Annotated in this window: 14 protein-coding genes; 4 read left to right on the top strand and 10 right to left on the bottom strand. The window is 73.0% G+C overall.

The window, feature by feature from the left end; translation table 11 throughout:
* Positions 1 to 16 precede the first annotated feature (16 nt).
* Positions 17 to 739: a class I SAM-dependent methyltransferase gene (locus tag ASG41_RS04265; protein ID WP_056290483.1), complete on the top strand. Its 723-nt coding sequence runs from the start codon at positions 17 to 19 to the stop codon at positions 737 to 739.
* 298 nt (positions 740 to 1037) lie between these two features.
* Positions 1038 to 4469, top strand: a complete 3432-nt coding sequence (locus tag ASG41_RS24100; RefSeq protein WP_200938716.1) for an RICIN domain-containing protein — start codon at positions 1038 to 1040, stop codon at positions 4467 to 4469.
* A 566-nt stretch (positions 4470 to 5035) separates the two neighbouring features.
* On the opposite strand, the gene ASG41_RS04255 is transcribed toward ASG41_RS24100, so the two are convergent.
* From ASG41_RS04255 to ASG41_RS04235, 5 genes are all read right to left on the bottom strand, one after another.
* Positions 5036 to 6982: a beta-galactosidase gene (locus tag ASG41_RS04255; RefSeq protein WP_056290479.1), complete on the bottom strand. Its 1947-nt coding sequence runs from the start codon at positions 6980 to 6982 to the stop codon at positions 5036 to 5038.
* Positions 6979 to 7896, bottom strand: a complete 918-nt coding sequence (locus tag ASG41_RS04250; RefSeq protein ID WP_082556558.1) for a carbohydrate ABC transporter permease — start codon at positions 7894 to 7896, stop codon at positions 6979 to 6981. Before ASG41_RS04250 ends, ASG41_RS04255 begins: the two co-directional genes overlap by 4 nt.
* Positions 7893 to 8819, bottom strand: a complete 927-nt coding sequence (locus ASG41_RS04245) for a carbohydrate ABC transporter permease (RefSeq protein WP_056290476.1) — start codon at positions 8817 to 8819, stop codon at positions 7893 to 7895. Before ASG41_RS04245 ends, ASG41_RS04250 begins: the two co-directional genes overlap by 4 nt.
* 68 nt (positions 8820 to 8887) lie before the next feature.
* A complete protein-coding gene (locus tag ASG41_RS04240; RefSeq protein WP_200938715.1) occupies positions 8888 to 10243 on the bottom strand; it encodes an ABC transporter substrate-binding protein in 1356 nt (451 codons plus the stop codon).
* Positions 10244 to 10293: 50 nt separating this feature from the next.
* Complete coding sequence (locus ASG41_RS04235; RefSeq protein WP_056290472.1) at positions 10294 to 12393, bottom strand: beta-galactosidase; 2100 nt, start codon at positions 12391 to 12393, stop codon at positions 10294 to 10296.
* Positions 12394 to 12636: 243 nt separating this feature from the next.
* On the opposite strand from ASG41_RS04235, the gene ASG41_RS04230 reads away from it, so the two are divergent.
* On the top strand, positions 12637 to 13647 hold the full coding sequence (locus ASG41_RS04230) for a LacI family DNA-binding transcriptional regulator (RefSeq protein WP_235564469.1): 1011 nt from the start codon (positions 12637 to 12639) through the stop codon (positions 13645 to 13647).
* 82 nt (positions 13648 to 13729) lie between these two features.
* Here the strand turns inward: ASG41_RS04230 and ASG41_RS04225 are convergent, their stop codons facing one another.
* Complete coding sequence (locus ASG41_RS04225) at positions 13730 to 14803, bottom strand: ABC transporter ATP-binding protein (protein ID WP_056290663.1); 1074 nt, start codon at positions 14801 to 14803, stop codon at positions 13730 to 13732.
* Positions 14804 to 14938: 135 nt separating this feature from the next.
* On the opposite strand from ASG41_RS04225, the gene ASG41_RS04220 reads away from it, so the two are divergent.
* Positions 14939 to 15925 carry a LacI family DNA-binding transcriptional regulator gene (locus ASG41_RS04220; protein WP_056290466.1) on the top strand — a complete coding sequence of 329 codons (987 nt, stop codon included), beginning with the start codon at positions 14939 to 14941 and terminating at the stop codon, positions 15923 to 15925.
* Between the two features lie 18 nt (positions 15926 to 15943).
* Here ASG41_RS04220 and ASG41_RS04215 read toward each other — a convergent pair whose 3' ends face one another.
* The 4 genes from ASG41_RS04215 to ASG41_RS04200 all read right to left on the bottom strand — a co-directional run bounded on the left by ASG41_RS04215 (position 15944) and on the right by ASG41_RS04200 (position 19782).
* Positions 15944 to 16462: a MarR family winged helix-turn-helix transcriptional regulator gene (locus tag ASG41_RS04215; RefSeq protein ID WP_056290662.1), complete on the bottom strand. Its 519-nt coding sequence runs from the start codon at positions 16460 to 16462 to the stop codon at positions 15944 to 15946.
* 5 nt (positions 16463 to 16467) lie between these two features.
* Positions 16468 to 17298: an SDR family oxidoreductase gene (locus tag ASG41_RS04210; RefSeq protein WP_235564468.1), complete on the bottom strand. Its 831-nt coding sequence runs from the start codon at positions 17296 to 17298 to the stop codon at positions 16468 to 16470.
* A 56-nt stretch (positions 17299 to 17354) separates the two neighbouring features.
* Positions 17355 to 18380, bottom strand: coding sequence for a sensor histidine kinase (locus tag ASG41_RS04205; protein WP_056290460.1), 1026 nt, complete (start codon positions 18378 to 18380; stop codon positions 17355 to 17357).
* A gap of 202 nt (positions 18381 to 18582) precedes the next feature.
* Positions 18583 to 19782, bottom strand: a complete 1200-nt coding sequence (locus ASG41_RS04200) for an aldolase (RefSeq protein ID WP_056290458.1) — start codon at positions 19780 to 19782, stop codon at positions 18583 to 18585.

Here is a 19782-nt window from a genome sequence, read left to right as displayed (position 1 = left end):
CCTGCCGGCGGCCCTCGTGACCGCGGCGGTCTGCACCGCGTGGGCCCGCGGCAGCGCACGGTGGTCCTTCCTGCGGCAGAGCTGGTCGCGACCGGTCCTCACCGGCGCGATCGCGCCCAGCGGCTCGCGGCTGGCCCGCAGCCTCACCGCCCCCGTGCTCGAGCGGACGGGTCGCCCGCTCACCGTGCTGGAGGTCGGCGCGGGCACCGGGGCCGTCACCCGGGTCCTCCTCCCCCTCCTGGCTCCGGGCAGCCGCCTGGACGTCGTGGAGGTCAACCCGGCCTTCCTGCCCGCGCTCCGGGACCTGCTCACCGGCGCCCCCGTCGACGCGCGTCTGCACGGCGTCGCGTTCGCCGACGCCGAGCCACACCTGGCCGCCGGCTACGACGTCATCGTCTCTGCGCTGCCGTTCACGAACTTCGACCCCGACTTCGTCCGCAGCACGCTGGACCGCTACGAGGAGCTGCTGCAGCCCGGCGGGTCCCTCACCTGGTTCGCCTACCTCGGCAGCCGCCACCTCCGTGGACTGACCGGCAGCCACGCCGACCGCCTCCGGCACGCCCGCGTCGAGCACCTGCTCGCGGCCCGCGGCGGCAGCCGGCACGACGTCTGGGGCAACCTGCCTCCCGCTCGCGTCACCCGACTGCTGGCTGATCCCCCTGACCAGGACCCGTCGGGTGCATCGGTCCTGGTGGAGGAGCCGACACCTGCTCGACACCTGGATCTCCAGGGACATTGACCCCTTCTGTGTTATCGATAACATCAGCCGGGCGGGAGTGTTGCACCACAGTCGAGGCACCCCTGCGAGATGCCCGGACCTCGGGATCTCGGTCCACCCGTGCTGATCAGACAGCGGGTCCCTCGTCCGTCGACCGCCCCACGTGGCGAGCCGACGGTCCACGGACGAGGCGGGCGGGCCCGACCGCTACCGCTGCCTGCGGGAGCGACCGGTCGTGGTCGGCGACGGAGTCGACGACGACATCCCTCACCCTGGAGACGACGTGCACAGACGCAGGTCCCTGAGAGCAGCCGGCGCGGTGGCAGCAGCGCTGACCGCGATGACGGTCGTGGCGGTGGCCGATCCACCCACTGCCCGGGCGTACGCCCCGACCGGTGGCGTGATGTACGAACTCGGGGGCAACGAGTGCCTCAAGGGCCGGGGCAACTGCGCCATCTACCCCAAGAGCGCCGAGTTGCCCAGCGGTCGGCTGGTGGCGGCGTTCGAGCTGTCGACGGTGACCGCCGGGAACGACGGCGCTGTCGGCCAGACCATGCCGCTCTACAAGAGCGACGACAACGGCAGCTCCTGGCAGCCGCTGACGACCGTGGCCTCGCCTGCCGAGATGAGCGACGACCCGGCGATGGACCCCTACACCAGCAACTGGACCAACCCCTACCTGTACGTCCTGCCTGAGGACGTCGGTGAACTGGACGCCGGGACGCTGCTCCTGGCCACGGTGGTCTCCGGGCAGGACGAGTACTACACCGAGCGCAAGGCCGCCGACCCGAACTGGGTGCCCGCCAACGACGGAGACCGCCGCGACCTGGCCATCGCGCTGTACTCGAGCACGAACGAGGGCGCGGACTGGTCCTTCGAGGACATCATCGCCCGGGGTGGCTGGCAGGGTGGCAGCGCCGGGGCCATCGGCCAGAACATCGCTGCCGCCAACACCGCTCGGCAGATCGACCCCGTGTGGGAGCCGCACCTGCTCGTCCACGACGGCCGACTCGTCGCCTACTACTCCGACGAGAACGACTACTCGGGGTACGACGCTGTCACCGGGGTGCCCACCCTGCGGCCGGACAACGACACCGGCCAGGACACCGGGGCACAGATCCTGGCGCACCGGACCTGGGACGGCACCGGGTCGTGGAGCGAGCCCGTGCTGGACGTCTCGGGCACGACGTTCGGCGCCCCCGGTGACGTGTCGATCGGTGGCGGACGGCCGGGCATGACGACGGTCGTCCCGACGACCGATGGCCGGTGGATGATGACGTTCGAGTACTTCGGCGGGGGCAACATCGCCCACTACAAGTTCGCGGACAGCCCGCTGGACTTCCGGTTCGGCAGCGGGGACGCCGGCGGGAACATCAGCGACCTCCCGACGGACGCCGGGTCGGGCCAGTTGCAGAACGGGGGCAGCCCCGTCCTCGAGGTCCTCCCCGACGGCCGCATCACCTACAACGCCGACGGCAACGGCGACATCTGGGTGAACGCGAGCGGTCGCAGCGACGGCGTGTGGACGCGCTACCGGACGACCCTGGGTTCGGGCTACAGCCGGACCATGCAGTACGTCTCGAACACCGGCCGCATCGTGGTGCTCCAGGGCGTCTGGGGCGGGGCGACCGCAGGTTCCACGATCCGCTACGGCGAGGTCGATCTCGGCAGTTCTGTCGGGTCCTACTACGAGGTCGTCAACCGCCGCACCGGTCAGGTCTGGGGCACCGGCGACAGCACGAACGACGCCGACCGCGGCAACGCCGACCGTCCCGACATCCGGCTCGAGGCGTCGGGGTCCGCGGCTGACTCCGCGACCCAGTCCTGGCACGTCGTCCCCGAGGCCGGTGGGGCAGTCACGTTCCTCAACGGGTCCGGTGGTCGCGAGGCCTCGATCTGGACCGGCAACGCCACCCCGGGTCAGCGCCTCGCCCAGTGGGTCGACGACCGGGCCGGCGGCACCTGGACGCTGGTGCCCAGCAGCGACGGGCACGTCCGCATCCAGTCCGTCGTGAACCCCCAGCTGGTGGTCGGCGTCTCGAACGGGACGCCGGTCTTGCAGCCCCCGGTGACCGGAGGCGGCAACGCCGACGACGAGCAGGAGTGGCTCCTGGTCCCCGTGGCACCCTCGGCCGCCGCGCTCGCGGCAGGGACGCCGTCGTCCGACCTGGTCGCCGAACAGTCGGTGTTGCCGGGCTCGACGATCACGATCGACGCAACCCCGGTCGCACGCACCGGTGTCGACTCCCGTGCCGGGACCGTGGGCCGCGTCTTCGCCCACCCGGCGGGAGGCGGGTCCCCGACGCCGCTGGGCTCGGTCACCCTCGATGCCGAGCAGCGAGCCACGCTCGTGCTCCCGGCGTCCTACACCGGGCGTGGGGAGACCACCATCTCGGTGTCCTTCGACGCCAGCCCGCTCGTGCGGGACACCGTGCAGGTCGCCGACGTCTCCGTGACCGCCGTCCCGTCGTCGGCGTCGCCGGCGAACGAGGCCGGGTGGTTCCGGGGAGACGTCTCGGTGGCCCTGACGCCGTCACCCTCGACGGCCTCGGCGCAGTACCGGCTGGCCGCCACCGGTGAGTGGCAGACAGTGACCGGTCCGGTCGTCGTCACCACGGAGGGGGTGACGACGCTCCAGTACCGGGCCTCCGTCGGGGGCTCCCCCGTCACCGGCTCTGAAGGCTCGCTGGAGGTGCGGGTGGACCGCACAGCACCGGTCAGCAGCGTCGCGACCGACCCGGCATCCGGGACGGCGCAAGCCGGGTCGACCATCACGGCGCGGGTCACGGCGGCGGACTCGGGCTCCGGCGTGGGTGCCGTCCAGTACGCCCTCGACGGTGGCGCGTGGACAGCAGTGCCCGCCGACGGCATCGCGGTCACGGCCACCGGGGCGCACCGGCTGCAGTACCGGGCCAGCGACGTCGCCGGCAACACCGAGGCCACCCGCGAGGTCGTGCTGACCGTCGCTCCCCCGGCCACCACGGCGGACGTGCGCATCACCTCGGCAGACCAGGCCTCCGCCGACGGCTGGTACCAGGAGCCGGTGCTGGTCGCCCTCACTGCTCCGGCCGGGCAGCGTGTCCAGTACCGGATCGACCAGGGGACGTGGCGCACCTACACCACCTCCCTGACCGTGTCGAAGAACGGGAGCACCCTCATCGACCACCGACTGGTCGCCGGGGGGGAGACGGTGGCCGGCTCCCAGGCCCAGACGGTGGTGAAGGTGGACCGCACCCTGCCCGCCGCGACGGCCACCCGGGCACCGAACGTCACCATCGGTACGCCGAGGAACCCGATCACGGTGTCCGCGACGGCGACGGACGGCCACTCCGGGGTCGCCGCCCTCGAGTACCGGGTCGACGGCAGCGCGTGGCAGCCGTACACCGCGGCTGTCGTCATCTCCACGGTCGGGGACCACGTGGTCTCCACCCGGGCCGTGGACCGGGCGGGGAACGTCTCGACGGTCCGCACCGCGACGGTGACGATCAACCCGGACCCTGCGGTGTCGGTGCGCGCCGGCTCCGCGGCCGCCCCCGGTGGGACCCTCACGATCTCGGTGGCCGGGTTCAGCCGGTACGCCGACGTGACCTACACCCTCGGAGACCGGGTCCTGGGCACGGCCGTGACCGACGTCAACGGGACCGCCCGCACGACCGTGCGGATCCCCGCGGACGTACCCCTCGGCACGGCACCCTTGACCGCTGCGACAGCGGACGGCCTGACGGTGAGCCGCACGGTCACGGTGCGGTGATCCGACCGGTCACCTCGTGAGGACAGCAGGGCCGGGCGGTTCACGCCCGGCCCTGCTGTCGTACCGGGCCCATCCGATCCGGGGAGGTCGGTGGACGGCCAGCCCACCGACCCCGATCATCGAGCACGGCGTCCCCGTCGGCGTTGCCCAGGCCACGCGCTCGCCCAGGACCGTCCCCTCCGTCACGCTCGTGGGACCAGCGGGAACGCCTGACAGCGGCAGCACGGAGGGTGCCGGGACGATCGGGATCCGGTGCCGCTGCCCACCCCGGGTTCGGTGCCGTCGTCGTCACGCGGCTCCGACACCCGCAGCCGCGCGGCCAGAGGACGACCCGACCGTGCGGACGACAGTTCTTCAGACAGCCGGCGGTCCAGAGGACCAGGCGGAACCCCCGTCTGGTGGGGGGACGGGTGCCGAGCGGACCGCACCGGGCACGCACGGGGCCGGCGGCGCCCCCAGGGTGCCGCACAGACGGCAGCGGCGGCGACGGGTGAACCGGTCGCCGCCGCAGTTGTCGCACGGCCGCCCGTCCATGCCCCCGGGGTGGGCGGCGCCGGGCGCCACGCTCACACCCGCCGGGTGCCGTCGAGGACCGCGACCTCCTGCGACTCGAGGTCCAGGTCGGTGCCGCCGACCCGGACGTGGACCGGGTGGGCGGCGTGGTTGACCACGAATACGACCCCGCCACGGCGCACGGCCTCGACGTCCTCGGGGAGACCCTCGAAGTCGGGGTCCCGGGCGTCCTGGGGGACCACGAGCTGCAGGACCGCCCGGGCCGACGCCCGGTCGAGCTGTCCCGCCGCGTAGACCACCGAACCGCCGGAGGCGTGGGTCTTCCGCGTCAGGGCCGGGCCGCCGGCGTAGGGCCCGTCGGTGAAGCGGGCGAGCACGGTCGCCTCCCGCGCCTCGACGTCCTCCACGATCCCGCCCAGGGTCAGGTCGAGCTGCCCGACGGCACGGGCGGCGTCGTCGGGGACACCGGCGTGCTCGAGGACCTCGATGCCGGCGATGTCGCGCAGCTGGGTCAGGAAGCCGCCCTCACGGAGGCGGTCGCACTCGTCGACGACGTCGCTGAAGGACGTCAGCACCAGCGTCCCACCCGCCGTCACGAACGCGACCAGGGCTGCGGCGGCCTCGGCGCGGAGCAGGTACAACGCCGGGGCCAGGACGACCCGCCGGTCCCCGAACGGCCCCGCCGCCCCGGTCACGTCGCAGGCCAGGTGCTCGTCCTGGGTGGCCAGGTGCCAGGCGGTGAGCACCTGCTGGTGGTCCAGGTCGGCCGGGTGGTCCGTGCCCTCCAGCGCCCACCAGTTCTCCCACTCGTGGACCAGCGCCACCGGCGCGGGTGCGGCAGCTGGCAGCGCGGGGAGCTCGCGCAGGCGGGCACCGAGGGCACACACCTCCCGCCAGGTGCGGGTCCCCGTCCCGGCGTGCGGCAGCATCGCGGAGTGGAACTTCTCGGCACCGGCCCGGGACTGCCGCCACTGGAAGAACAGGATGCCGTCGGCACCCCGAGCGATCGACTGCATCGACCAGGCCGCCATCTGTCCCGGTGACTTGGGCGCGTTGCGGGGGCGCCAGTTGACCGCACTGCTGGCCTGCTCCATCAGCAGCCAGGGGCGATCGGGGCTCAGCCCACGGACCAGGTCGCGTTCGAAGGCGCCGTGCCGGTACCCGTCGGGGTGGGCGGGGTCGGGGTAGCAGTCGTCGCTGACGACGTCGATCTCAGGCGCCCAGGTGCGGTAGTCGACGTTCTTGTTGAACCCGATGAAGTTCGTGGTGATCGGCTGGATGGCACCGGCCGCCCGGAGGACGTCCCGCTCGGCCAGGTAGCACTCCAGCAGCGCGTCGGAGGAGAACCGGCGGAAGTCCAGGACCTGGGCGGGGTTGCGACTGTAGGGCGCGTGCCGGGGGGTCGTGACCTCGTCGAAGGTGCCGTAGCGCTGGGACCAGAAGGAGGTTCCCCACGCGTCGTTGAGGCCGCCGATGGTGAGGTACCGGTCCTGCAGCCACTCGCGGAAGGCCCGTTCGGCGGACGCCGAGTGGTCCAGTGCCACGTGGCAGCCGTACTCGTTGTTCACGTGCCACATCTGGACGGCGGGGTGGTCGACGTAGCGCTCGGCCATGGCGTGGACCAGCTCGGCCGCCAGGCGGCGGTACCGCACCGACGTGGGCGCGTAGTGCTGCCGGCTGCCGTGCCAGTACCGGGCGCCACGCTCGTCGACGGCGTAGAGGTCCGGGTGCCCCGTTCCGGCCCAGGGCGGCGGGGACGCCGTCGCGGTGGCCAGGTCGACACCGATGCCGCCGGCGTGCAGCAGGTCGAGCACGCGGTCCAGCCAGCCGAACTCGAAGGCGCCCTGACGCGGCTGCAGGTCGGCCCAGGAGAACACCCCCACGGTGGCCGTGGTGACACCCGCCTCGCGCATCCTGGCGACGTCGTCGGTCCACACGGGCTCGGGCCACTGCTCGGGGTTGTAGTCCCCGCCGTAGAGGAACCGGTGGCCGCCGATCACTGCTTGACCGACCCGGCCGCCAGACCCGACTGCCAGTAGCGCTGCAGGAAGAGGAAGGCCACGACCAGCGGCACGATGCTCACCAGGGAGCCGGTGATCACTGTCGAGAACAGGGCCTGGGAGCCACCGCCCCCCTGGGCGCTGGCCAGCTGCTGCTGGGCCAGCCCGACGGTGAGGGGGTAGAGCTCGGAACGGTTGAGCATGATCAGCGGCAGGAAGTAGTTGTTCCAGGTGGCGACCAGCGCGAAGAGGAACACCGTGACCACGCCGGGCCCGAGCAGCCGCAGGCTGACCTGCCAGAAGATGCGGAACTCCCCGGCCCCGTCGACCCGGGCCGCCTCGATCAGCGAGTCCGGGACGGCGTCTGCTGCGTAGACGCGCATCAGGTAGACCCCGAACGGGCTGACCAGCGAGGGCAGGATGACTGCCCACGGGGTGTCGGTGATCCCGAAGGTGTTGAACAGCAGGTAGGTCGGCAGGGCCAGCGCCGTCAGCGGGATCATGATCGCGCCGAGGGTGACGCTGAACAGGGCCCGCGAGCCCGGGAACCGGTACTTGGCGAAGGCGTAGCCGGCCATCGTGGACAGCAGGGCCGCACCGCCACCGCTGGCCAGCGCGTAGAAGACGGTGTTCAGCGCCCACCGGCCGTAGATGCCGTCGCGGTTGGTGAACACCGACACCAGGTTGTCCCAGAGGGAGAACCGCTCGCCGAACCAGAGCCCGAACGTGGAGAACAGGTCCGCGTTGTCCTTGGTGCTGGCGATGACCAGCCAGACCAGGGGCAGCAGGAAGTAGGCGGCACAGAGCCACAGCAGGACCGTCAGCGGGGTGCTGCGCCGGTCGCGCGGGTTGCGCCGTCGTCGTGCCGGGGGTGCCGTGGGGCGTTCCACGGGCGGGAGCAACGTGGTGGTCATCGGGAGCTCTCCTGCTTGCGCTCCCCGCGTGCGGAGCCCAGTTGGACGACGTAGGACACGACCGCGATGAAGAGCCCGAGGAGGAAGGCGATCGCGGCTGCGTAGTTCACGTCCTGGTTCACGAAGGCGAGGTTGTACGCGTAGAAGTTCGGGGTGAAGGCGTTGGAGATCGCGTTGGGCGCGATGGTGTCCAGGAGGCTGGGCTCGTTGAAGAGCTGGAAGGTCCCGATCACCGAGAAGATGACCGTCAGCAGGATCGCCGGGCGGATGGCGGGGATCTTGATGCTCCAGGCGATGCGGGCCTGGCTGGCACCGTCCATCTCGGCGGCCTCGTAGAGCTCGGTCGGGATCGACCGCAGCGCGGCGTACATGATGATCATGTTGTAGCCGACGTACTCCCAGGTGACGATGTTCATCATCGAGCCGAGGATGCTGCCGGAGTCCAGGAAGGTCGGGGTGTCCAGACCCACGGCCCGGGCCAGCTGGGCGATCGGGCCGAAGTCGCGGCCGTACAGGTAGCCCCACATGAGGGTGGCGACGACGCCGGGGACGGCGTAGGGCACGAAGTAGACCAGCCGCAGCGCCTTGGAGCCTCGGGCGCGACCGCTGTCCAGCGCCAGGGCCAGGAACAGGGCCACCCCGAGCATGATCGGCACCTGGACGACGAGGAACACCGCCATGCGTCCCAGCCCGCCGAAGAACGCCGAGTCCGTGAGGGCCTGGACGTAGTTGTCCAGCCCCACGAAGGACGTCCCGCCGATGAGCCGGTCCTGGAAGAGGCTCAGGTACAGGGAGTAGCCCAGCGGGACCACCAGCATCGTGGTGAAGACCAGGAAGAACGGTGCGATGAACAGGTAGGCGGCCGCAGCCTGCTTGCGCCGCCTGGTCGCGGTGGGTCGGTGCGTCGTGGTGGTGCTCGCCATGGGGTTCCTCTGCCTGACGGGGCCGGGTGGGGCGACACCAGGTCCTGGTGCCGCCCCACCGCGGACGGTTACTCGACGGTGAAGCCCTGGTCCTCGGCGTAGCGGACGATCTGGGCCTGCCAGTCGTCGAGGGCGCCGACGAGGTCGCCGCGGTCACCGATGGCGGTGCCGACGGTCTCGTTGAACGAGGAGTAGACGAACTCCATGAAGGGCAGCCAGGTGAAGTCGGTGTCCACCGTCTCGGCGATGCCGGCGAAGAGCTCGTTCACCTTCTGACCACCGAAGAACGCGACCTCGGAGCCGGTGAAGGACTCGTCGGCGAGCAGCTCGGTGCTGGCCGGGAAGAGGAACTGCTGGTTGGCGAAGAGCGCCGTCGACTCGGGGTCGTGGTTGATGAACTGCGCCAGGGCCGCCGCGGCGATCGGGTTCTCCGTGGTGGACAGCACGGCGTCGGTGGACCCGCCCCAGTTGCCGGAGACCTCCTGGCCCTCCTCCCACTGCGGCAGCGGGGCTGCCGACCACTGGCCCGAGGTCGCCTCGGCCGTGCCCTGCAGGAAGATCGGGCCCCAGGCCGCGGTCAGCCAGCCGGCGTAGGTGCCGGTCGACAGGCCCTGGTAGAAGGCGTCGTTGAAGTCGGCATCGGTCCCGACCAGGTCGCGGTCGATCAGGTCCTGCCAGTAGGTCATGACCTCCTGCGCCTCGGGGCTGTTGACGTCGATGGAGACCGTCTGGTCGCCGTCCCAGCTCCACGGCCGGACGCCGGCCTGCCAGAGCAGACCGGTGACCTGGGCCGGGTCGTTGCTCGGCAGGTTGGAGATGTAGCTGCCGGTGGCACTGCGGACCTGCTCGGCCGCGGTGGCGTAGTCGGCGTAGGTGGCCGGGGGCTCGGTGACGCCGGCCTGGGCCATGATGTCGGACCGGTAGAGGTTGCCCATCGGGCCGATGTCCTGCGGGATCGCCCAGATGCCCTCGTCGGAGGAGACCTGGTTCCAGGCCCAGTCGACGTAGTCGCCGCTGATGTCCGCGGCCCCGTAGGGGGTCAGGTCCAGCAACGAGTCGGTGAGGGTGAAGGAGGGGATGTACTGGTACTCGACCTGGATGACGTCGGGGGCGCCGTCGCCGGCCTCGAGGGCCGTGCGCACCTTCTGGTAGTGGTCCAGGCCCTGGCCGACGTTCTCGACGGTGACGTCGATGGCGGGGTACGCCGCCTCGAAGAGGGCCACCTCGTCCTCGATGTCGGGCACCCAGGTCCAGAACGTCAGCTCGGTCGGGGTCTGCAGCGCCTCGTCGATGTCGGCCTGGGAGACCGGCTCGGAGCCTGCGGTGTCGTCCTCCCCGCCACCGGAGGAACATCCCGCGAGCGTCATGCCCAGGATCGCGGCGCTGGTCGCCATGGCCAGTGCGGTGCGCGGTGCCTTCTTCATCGTTGCTCTCTCTGTGGGTGCAGTCCCGCGCCAGGGCGGCCGGGGGTGGGTCACTGGTCGACCAGGGCGTGCGTCGACCAGGCATCGAGGGCGATCGCGGAGCCGCTGGTGTGCAGGCTCCCGGTCGTCAGGTCCTGGACGGAAGAGCTCAGGACCAGATCGGTGGGGGCCCAGCCCCAGTTGAAGACGAACCAGGCCCGCCGTCCGTCCGGCAGTCGGCCCGACGACACGGTCACCTGGGGGCTCCCTGCGGCGCCCAGGGCCGCAGCCACCGGGGCGGGCTGGGCCCAGGCGAGGACGGCGGCCGCCAGGTCCGGGGAGGGCAGGCAACCGACCACGGTGACCCGACCCCGACCGTGGGCGTGCGTGGTCACGGCCGGGAAGGTGCCGAAGTGCGGGTGGTCGTAGGAGGCGAGGGGCGTGGCGCCGTCGAGCACCAGCCCGTCGACCCAGTCCCGGGCGTGACCGGTGGCCTGGAGGTCGGGGCCGACCGCGTGCACGGGGACGGCGGCGAGCAGGTTGCTGAACTCCGCGTAGTGGACGCCGGCCGCCGCTGCGAGCCGCGCCGGCGACACAGCGGCACGGGCCCGGGCCTGCTCGTCGGCGTAGCCGGTGCGGGGACCCAGGACGAGGTGACCGCCCAGCCGGGCGTACTCGGCCAGCAGGTCCAGCTCGTCGTCGGTGGCGACGTACACCCCGGCGGCGACCAGCACCGGGAAGCGGTCGACCAGCGCCTGCGCTCCCAGGGCCAGGGCCTGACCGGTGTGCAGCAGCCGGGCCTGTCGACCGGAGTCGACGACACCGCGGTGGAAGGCGTCGACGATCTTCTCGTAGGCAGCGTCGTCGGCCACCCCGTCGGTGCGGAAGGGCGGCATGAACTGCAGGGCGAACCGGCTGGGGTTCGACCACAGGACCGCGACATCGGCGTCGGGCTCGTAGCCGTCCAGGGTCGTGCCGACCGCCTGCAGCTCGGCACCGATCTCGGCGATCTCCCGGTACACCCGGCCCGGCTGGAGGCTGTGCGGGAGGATCCCGCCCCAGTAGGTCTCGGCTCCGTAGGGCAGCGTGTTCCACTGCCAGTACTCGATCATCGCCGCGCCGCGGGAGACGAACGCGTACGCCGCCTGCTTGAGCTGACCGGGGTAGGGCGGGAACGTCGTGTCCGCGGCCCCGATGCCCTGGGCGTTGGTCTCGGTGATGAGGTACCGCGCCTGCTTGGAGGCCCACATGCGGTCGGCCTGGCGGAAGAGACCCGGCACCCCGCTGGTGACCCAGTAGTCCAGCGGCTCGTGCTCCTGGCCGATCGCCAGCTGGTCCTGCATCCCGTAGTAGGGGTTGCCCGCGGCGATGTCGAGACCGGCGAACAGCTGCTCGTCGTCCAGGCCCCGGCGGGGGTACTGCAGGCACGTGGTGACGAACTGGCCGGGCGCCTTGTACTCACCCACCAGGGCGGCCTGCCAGCCGATGAACTCGGTGGTGAGCTCGGCCTGGAACCGGCGCCAGGCCAGGTCGTACTGCGGGAAGCTGTTGCCCTCCGGGCGCCACAGCTCCGACCAGTCGTCCAGGCGGTGTGACCAGTAGGCGAGGCCCCACTCCCGGTTGAGGGTCTCGACGTCGCCGAACTCGGCCTTGAGCCGACGCACGAACCGGCTGAAGACGCCCTGGTTGTGGAACAGCTCCAGACCCGGCTCGTTGTCGACCTGGAAGCCGATCACCGCGGGGTGGGTGGCGTAGCGGCGCAGCACGGCGCGGACGACCCGTTCGGCGTGGAACAGGAACGCCGGGTGGGTGTAGTCCACCTCCTGGCGGGCGCCCCACGGGATCCGCTCCCCGGTGCTGCGCTCGGCGGCGATCTCGGGGTGGGCCTGCTGCAGCCACGGGGGGACGGCGTAGGTCGGTGTGCCCAGGACGACGCTGATCCCCCGGGCGTGGGCCCCGTCGAGCACCGGCAGCAGCCACTCCAGGTCGAACTCGCCGTCGCGGGGTTCCCACGTCGACCACACCGACTCACCGACCCGGATCACCGTGAAACCGGCGGCCGCCATCAGGTCGAGGTCCTGCTCCAGCCGGTCGGTCTGCTGGTACTCCGCGTAGTAGGCCGCGCCGAAGAGGACCCGGCTGGGGGCGTGCGAGGTGGGCAGCGAGCTCATCGAGGTGGTTCTCCGTCGGTGCGAGGCGAGTGTGCCGCGCCACACTCGCACGGGATGTTACCGATAACAAGAGCTGTGGTTGGCGAATGTCATCGGTAACGTGCACCAGACGTGGTGAGCTGACGCACGGACCGTCCAGCAGCGGGCGGACGACCGGTGCGCCACCGCGAGTCACGCGGGGACAGGCAGGAGAGCCAGCACATGACCGCGTCGGGTCAGACCCCGCAGTCACCGGACGCCGCGGTGTCCGAAGCCCGTCCGGCCACCATCTACGACGTGGCCCGCATGGCCGGCGTCTCGGGACAGACGGTCAGCCGGCTGCTCAAGGGCTACCAGGGCATCAGACCCGAGACCCGGGAGCGCGTCACCGAGGCCCTGGAGGCGCTGGACTACCGCCCGAACCTGACCGCCCGGTCGCTGACCACCGGCCGGTCCCATCGGCTGGGGGCCCTCACCCACGAGATCGACCAGGTCGGTCCCAGCAGGATCGCCCAGGGAGCCAGTGCCGCGGCCCGCGAGGCCGGGTACCTGCTCGACATCGTGACCCTGGACATGACCGACCGGACCTCGATCGACAGCGCTCTGGCGCTGGTGGCCAAGCACGACCTCGCGGGGGTGCTCGCGCTGGCCTCGACCGACGAGATGACCGAGGCCCTGGAGGCCACCGACTTCCGGGTGCCCGCCTTCATCGCCGCCGAGGCCGACGAAGACCGCTCGGGAGCACCCAGCGAGCTGTCCTCGACCGGCCTGCCGGCCCTCGTGGACCACCTGGCGGACCTGGGCCACCGGTCCCTGGTGCACATCGCCGGACCGTCCACGTGGGCCGCCGCGCGCAACCGTGCCCGCGCCTACGAGTCGGCCGTCGCGCGGCGTGGTCTGCAGTCGGTCGCACTGGTGCACGGGGACTGGTCGGCAGCATCCGGCTACGCCGCGATCGGTCAGCTGGGTGGCACGGGGGGTGCGACGGCGGTCGTGGCGGCCAACGACCAGATGGCCCTGGGGGCGGTGCGCGCCCTGACGGTGCGGGGCCTGTCCGTCCCCGGTGACGTCAGCGTCACCGGCGTCGACGACATCCCGGAGGCGGCGTTCTTCACCCCTCCGCTGACCACGGTCCGCGTGGACTTCGCCGCCCAGGGCAGGGCCGCGGTGGCCGAGCTGCTGGGTCGCATCACCGGTACACAGGTGCCGGCCACACCCTCGCTGCAGTCCGCGCTGGTGGTGCGGGAGTCCACGACCCGGGCACCGGGGGCCTGACACCTGCTCGAGTGCGGCCCCGCGACGCCGGTGTGGCGGACCGGGGCGTCCCCGGTCGTGGACACGGGGACGCCCCGGTGGATCAGGTGAGCCGCCGCCCGTCGGAGTCGGCGAACACGTGCAGCCGCTCGGGCCGGGCCAGCACCCGGACCTCGGTCCCCTTCTCGGGGACGGCACGCCCGTCGACGCGGACGACGACCGGCTGCGGCGCCCCCTGTGCGTCGACCTGACCGTACGCGAAGGCGTCGGCCCCGAGCTCCTCCACGACCTCCACCCGGACGGACAGGCCCTCCGTGCCCACTGCGAGGTCCTCCGGCCGCACGCCGATGGTGAGGGACCCCTCGCGCGCCTCGGCGAGCGCCGCGGCCTGCACCGGCACCACGTGGGAGCCGAAGAGCACTCCCCCGTCGGCGACCGGCAGCCGGAGCAGGTTCATCGCCGGCGAGCCGATGAAGCCGGCGACGAAGGAGTTGGCCGGCCGGTCGTACAGGTCCCGGGGGGTGCCGACCTGCTGCAGGAGACCGTCCTTGAGCACCGCGACGCGGTCGGCCATGGTCATGGCCTCGACCTGGTCGTGGGTGACGTAGACGGTGGTGACACCCAGGCGGCGCTGCAGCGAGGCGATCTGGGTGCGGGTCTGCACCCGGAGCTTGGCGTCCAGGTTGGACAGCGGCTCGTCCATCAAGAACACCTGGGGCCGCCGGACGATCGCCCGGCCCATCGCGACCCGCTGCCGCTGACCACCGGACAGGGCCTTGGGCTTGCGGTCCAGGTACTCGGTGAGGTCCAGCACGCGCGCCGCGTCCTCGACCCGGCTCCTCAGCTCGGTCTTGTCCATGCCGGCGATCTTGAGCGCGAAGCCCATGTTCTCGGCGACGGACATGTGCGGGTACAGCGCGTAGTTCTGGAAGACCATCGCGATGTCCCGGTCCTTGGGGCTGACGTCGGACACGTCCCTGTCCCCGATGAGGATCCGTCCGCCGTCGATGTCCTCGAGGCCGGCGAGCATCCGCAGCGAGGTGGACTTGCCGCAGCCGGACGGGCCGACGAGGACCAGGAACTCGCCGTCGGCGATCTGCAGGTCGAGTGCGTCGACGGCGGGTCGAGGCGTCCCCGGGTAGGCGCGGGTGACGCGGTCGTACACGACGGTTGCCATCGGGTGGGTCTCCTCCCGGGGCACGTCGTGCCCCCGGTGCGGGTCGAGTGGGGCTCACCGGTGTGACCCACTAGACGGATGTTACCGATAACACGAAGATGCGTCCATGACCCTCGTCGCAGCACCGTCCCCGGCGTGAACGCGATCGAGGAGGTGGCCCGCAGGGCCGGGGTGTCCCGCGCGACCGTCACCCGGGTGGTCCAGGGGCACCGCTACGTCTCTGCCGGGACACGGGCGCGGGTCCAACAGGTGGTGCAGGAACTCGACTACCGACCCTCGAGCGCGGCACGAACACTGGCGAGCGGGCGGGCGGGCGCGCTCGGGGTCGTGCTGGGTGGACCACTGGACCCGGAGTCGGCGACGTGGGTGGCCGCCGTCGAGCGCGCGACCCGGCTGACCGGGAGGGCCCTGGTGGTCCGCACGGTGCCCGACGGGTGCCCCGGTTCCCTGACCCGGGCAGTGCAGGAGCTGGCCGCACAGCAGGTCGACGGGATCGCCCTGCTGTGCCCGTCGCAGGAGGTCGACCTCCCGCGGCTGCGGGATGCAGCCGGGACGGTGCCCCTGCAGTCAGCGCACGACTGGGAGGGCGAGCACAACACGTGGACGAGCTCCGGGGTGCTCGCGGTGCGGCACCTGCGGTCCGTCGGGCACGCGGTCGTCCACGTGGTGGTCGGGGACCCGGAGGCGGCCCGGGCACAGGCCCTGCTGCGCCGGTCCACCGTCGGTCCGTCGACGGCTCGGGTCCGGGTCGTCACCGTCGGACGGGACCCAGCCGGGACCGGCCCCACGGTCGCCACCGCCCTGGCCACGTCGGGTGCGTCGGCCGTCGTGGCGGAGAGCGACCGGACGGCGTGGCACCTGCTGTCCGACCTCCGTCGGCTGGGCGTCCGGGTGCCCGAGGACGTGGCCCTGGTGAGCTGCGGCGACGCCCCTGGCGCCGCGTTCAGCCGACCGGGGCTGACCGTCGTCCGACACCACCTGGCCGGGCCGGCCACCCGCCTGGTCGACGGGCTCCTCCACGGCCCGGCCGTACGACCACCGAGCGCAGGACCCCCCGACGTCGAGCTGGTCGTCCGGGGCAGCTGCGGGACGACCGCCGGACGGCTCGCGGCCGCGGGCTGAGGCACCCGCCCCGCGCGGTCAGCTGGGGTCGCGCGGCGGCCCGTCGGGGACCCGGCCCAGGGCCACCAGGAACCGGCGCAGCAGGTCGGCCAGCTGCCGCTGCTCGGCGGCGCTGAGCCCGGCGAGCATGCCGCGCTCGGTCTCCAGGTGGTCGGGCAGGGCGGTGTCCAGCGCCGTCCGGCCGGCCTCGGTGAGGGTGACGACGACGGCCCGCCCGTCGGCCTCGCTGCGGCCCCGGGTGATCAGGCCCTTCTCCTCCAGCCGGTCCAGCCGCTGGGTGATCGCACCGCTGGTGACCAGCGCCGTGCGCATCAGTGCGGTGGGGGTCAGCTGGTAGGGCTCCCCGGCCCGGCGCAGCGCGGCCAGCACGTCGAAGGAGGGCGCGTCCAGCCCGTGCCGGGCGAAGGTGGCCCGCTGGGCCAGGAACACCTCGCGCTGCAGCTGGCTGATCCGGCCGATCACGCCCATCGGCGAGCAGTCCAGATCGGGCCGTTCCCGGCCCCACTGGGCCAGGATCACGTCCAGGGCGTCCTCCACGCCGGTCACCGTAACCCGGCGTCGTCGCTGGTCAGCGCGGCGAGGTGGTCGGCGAAGGTCCGTGGCGGGCGGCCGAGCAGCGTGGTGAGCACGCGTGGGCTGCCGGTGAACCCGTGCGCGCGGTACCAGTCGAACATCGTGCGCAGGCAGCGGCCGGCGTAGTCCTCACCCGTGGCGGGCCGGCTGTCGACGGCGGTCACCGGCCGGCCCAGGTGCGTACCGACCGCGGCCGCCAGGTCCGGCGCGGTGAGCGGCTGCGGACCGACCGCCTCGAACGTGCCGCCGTCCAGGCCGTCCTCGGTGAGCAGCACGACCGCGGCCTCGGCGACGTCTCGCAGGTCCACCAGCGACTGCGCCGTCCTCAGCCCCCACGGGCTGCGCAGCTCCCCGGTGTCGGCGACCGTGGCCAGCTGGGCGTCGAAGTTGTCGGCGTACGCGCACGGCTGCAGCACCCGCCACGGCACGCCGACGCCGTCCAGCGCCTCCTCGGCACGGTCCTTGGCCGCGTGGTGCGGCATCGAGCGCAGCTGCGGTCGCAGCACCGAGTGGTAGACGACGCGGCCCACCCCGGCGTCCGCCGCGGCCCGGAAGGCCGTCGGCGCGCCGGCCGCCTCGCTGGGCTCGACGTTGGGCCAGATGAGGTACAGCGCGTCCGCGCCCGCCAGCGGCAGCCCGCCGGGCGCGCCCACCAGGTCGGCGACGACGACCTCGGCGCCCGTGCCGTCCAGCGCCGGACGTGGGCGGGCCGAGCCCACCACGGCGCGCACGTCCTCACCGCGCGCCCGCAGCGCGCGGACCACCGCCGTCCCGGTCTTGCCGCCTGCCGCGGTCACCACGATCACAGGGGGTAGCTCAGCGGTGAGAGACCGTCCGAGTCAAGCCCGACGCGGGGTCAGTGCCGGACGGCGCTGGACAGCCGGACGGTGAGCCCGGCCTCGGTGGTCTGCAGGTCGACGTGGTCGCAGAGCTTGCGGGCCAGCCAGAGGCCCATGCCGCCGCGGGACAGGTCGTCGCCGTGGGCCGGGCGGTAGCCGGAGAGGATGCCGGAGTAGGCGTGGCCGCCGTCGGAGATGGTGCAGACCAGCCGGTCCGCCGACGCCCACACCCGGGCACCGACCGGGCGGCCACCGTGCCGGAAGGCGTTCGCGGCGATCTCGCTCGCGGCCAGGTGGAAGTCCTCCTCGGCGTCCCGGCTGCCGGCGCGGCCGTGCAGCGCCCGGGCCAGCTGGTGCCGGAGCTCGGGCAGGGACGGCGCGTCCTCCACGGCGAGCAGCGGCGGGTAGGCCTGCAGCGGCTCCACCGGCCAGGGCAGCGAGGCCAGCAGCTGCTCCGGGGGCAGGTACCCGGCGTTCGCCACGGTCCGGTCGTCGGTGACCACCTCGGGGTGGGCCGCGACAGCGGCCTCCAGCACGGCCGGCGGCGTGGACCGCCGGTCGTAGACGCACAGCGAGGCGAACGGCTGACCTGCGAACACGTGCTGGTGGGCGGCCTCGCCGTGGACCCGCTCGTCCCACGCCCGCGACTCCCGCTCGCGGACCTGGCCCAGCACCCGCAGTCGACGCCCCTCGGCGGTGGCCCGGTCGAGCAGCTTGAGCTGGCAGGCGATGGCGTCGGGCTCGCGCGGGGAGTCCCCGGTGAGCTCGACGACCTCCACGTCGGGCAGCTGCTCGCGCACGTGCGCGGCCAGGGCGGGCAAGACGGCGGCCACGGTCAGCTCCCCCGCGGCGACGCCCTCGCGCAGCCAGCCCAGGGCGACGGCGACCAGCTCGTCGTCACCGCCGACCACGGCGACGCGGTGCACCCGTCCCGTCCCGGGCCGGTCCACCGGACCGCCGGGCAGCGGGGAGGCGACGATGACCGGTGCGGTCGGGGCCTCGGCCGAGAGGCGCGGCGGGGACGGCGGGGACGGCGCAGCCACGTCAGCACCTCGCTCGGTGTCCACGTGACCTCCCACCCGACCCACCCGGCTCGACCTGTCCGGACAGCCCATCATGGGGGACTGCAGGCCCAGGGGGCCAGCCACCCCCGCGCCGTCTGGACGACTGTCCGGCGACCACCCGTCTGACCTGGACGTTCGTCCGGACACGAGATGTGAGCGCGCACATACCGGCGTGTCGTGATCACGCTCCCCGCCGGCCGGCCAGGCCGTCGAGGTCGTCGCGCCGCAGGCCCGTGGCCTGCTCGACCTCGGCGACGTCCAGCGCACCGCAGTCCAGACCGCGCAGCACCACCGTGGCCAGGGCACGCGCGGTGGCCGGCTCGTCCAGGACCCCGCCGTCGACCCGGCTGACGTAGGCCGCCAGCCGGGCCCCGGCAGCCGGCAGCGCGGCCCGGAAGAAGGCGTAGGTGGCCACGTACCGGGTGACCAGCTGGGCGGGGTGCAGGTCCCAGCCCTGGTAGAAGCCGCGCTCCAGGGCCCGGCGGACCAGCCCGGCGTGCAGCTGCCACCCGTGGTGCACCGCGTCCCGGTCACCGACCGGCAGCACGTTGGTCGAGCCGTCGACCGCGCGCGCCCCGGTTCCGGCGACCGCGACCTGCATCGTGGCCTTGGCGTGGTCGGCGGCCGGGTGGTCGCTGGCCTGGTGGGCCGCGGCGATGCCCAGGGACGCCGAGTAGTCGTAGGTGCCGTAGTGCAGCCCCGTCACCCGCCCGCCGCCGGCGTGCAGCATCGCCGCCAGCGTGGCGACGCCGTCGGCCCCCAGCACGGCCTGCGGGGTCTCGACCTGCAGCTCCAGGTCCAGGGCCAGGCCGTGCGCCTGCTCCAGCGCGTCGAGCACCGGGAGGAACGCGGCCACCTGCTCGACGGCGGTGACCTTGGGCAGCGTCACCACCGCCCGGTCCCGGCCGGACAGCCCGCCCAGGAAGAGGTCCAGGGACCGGACACCGCGGTGCCGGGTCGGGCCCTCCAGCGACTTGGCCCGGGTGCCCCAGACCAGCGGCAGCACCGGCTCGGCGGCCAGCACCCGCGCCGCCGTCGTCACGTCGTCGTCCTCACGGTCGGGCGGGCCGCGGTAGCCGTCCTCGCTGTCCACCCGCAGGTCCTCGACGGGCTCGCGGGCCAGCTTCTCCCGCACCCGGGGCAGCACCTGCTCGACCAGGCCGGGGTCCAGCCCCAGGTCGGGCAGGCCGTGCTCGTCCAGCGCGGCCAGCGCCGCCGTCCCCCAGGCCGTGGTCAGCCCGGGTACGACGGCGTCGGCCGGCACGTAGCAGGTGTGCACCGGCTGCCGGGTGGACCGCTCCCCCGGGTACGCCGCCGCCCGCGCCGCGTCGACCGGCGCGAGCCGCCGGTCCAGCTCGGCGTAGACGTCCTCGGGGATCAC

This window comes from Modestobacter sp. Leaf380 (genome assembly GCF_001424485.1).
In the GTDB taxonomy this organism is placed as follows: Bacteria; Actinomycetota; Actinomycetes; order Mycobacteriales; family Geodermatophilaceae; genus Klenkia.
Note: the sequence above shows the minus strand (reverse complement) of the source record. Positions and strands in the feature narration are given on the sequence as shown.

Coding starts and splice junctions, on each gene's coding strand:
- ASG41_RS04250 (WP_082556558.1), bottom strand. CDS start 7,896: ATGACCACCACGTTGCTCCCGCCCGTGGAACGCCCCACGGCACCCCCG.
- ASG41_RS04245 (WP_056290476.1), bottom strand. CDS start 8,819: ATGGCGAGCACCACCACGACGCACCGACCCACCGCGACCAGGCGGCGC.
- ASG41_RS04240 (WP_200938715.1), bottom strand. CDS start 10,243: ATGAAGAAGGCACCGCGCACCGCACTGGCCATGGCGACCAGCGCCGCG.
- ASG41_RS04235 (WP_056290472.1), bottom strand. CDS start 12,393: ATGAGCTCGCTGCCCACCTCGCACGCCCCCAGCCGGGTCCTCTTCGGC.
- ASG41_RS04225 (WP_056290663.1), bottom strand. CDS start 14,803: ATGGCAACCGTCGTGTACGACCGCGTCACCCGCGCCTACCCGGGGACG.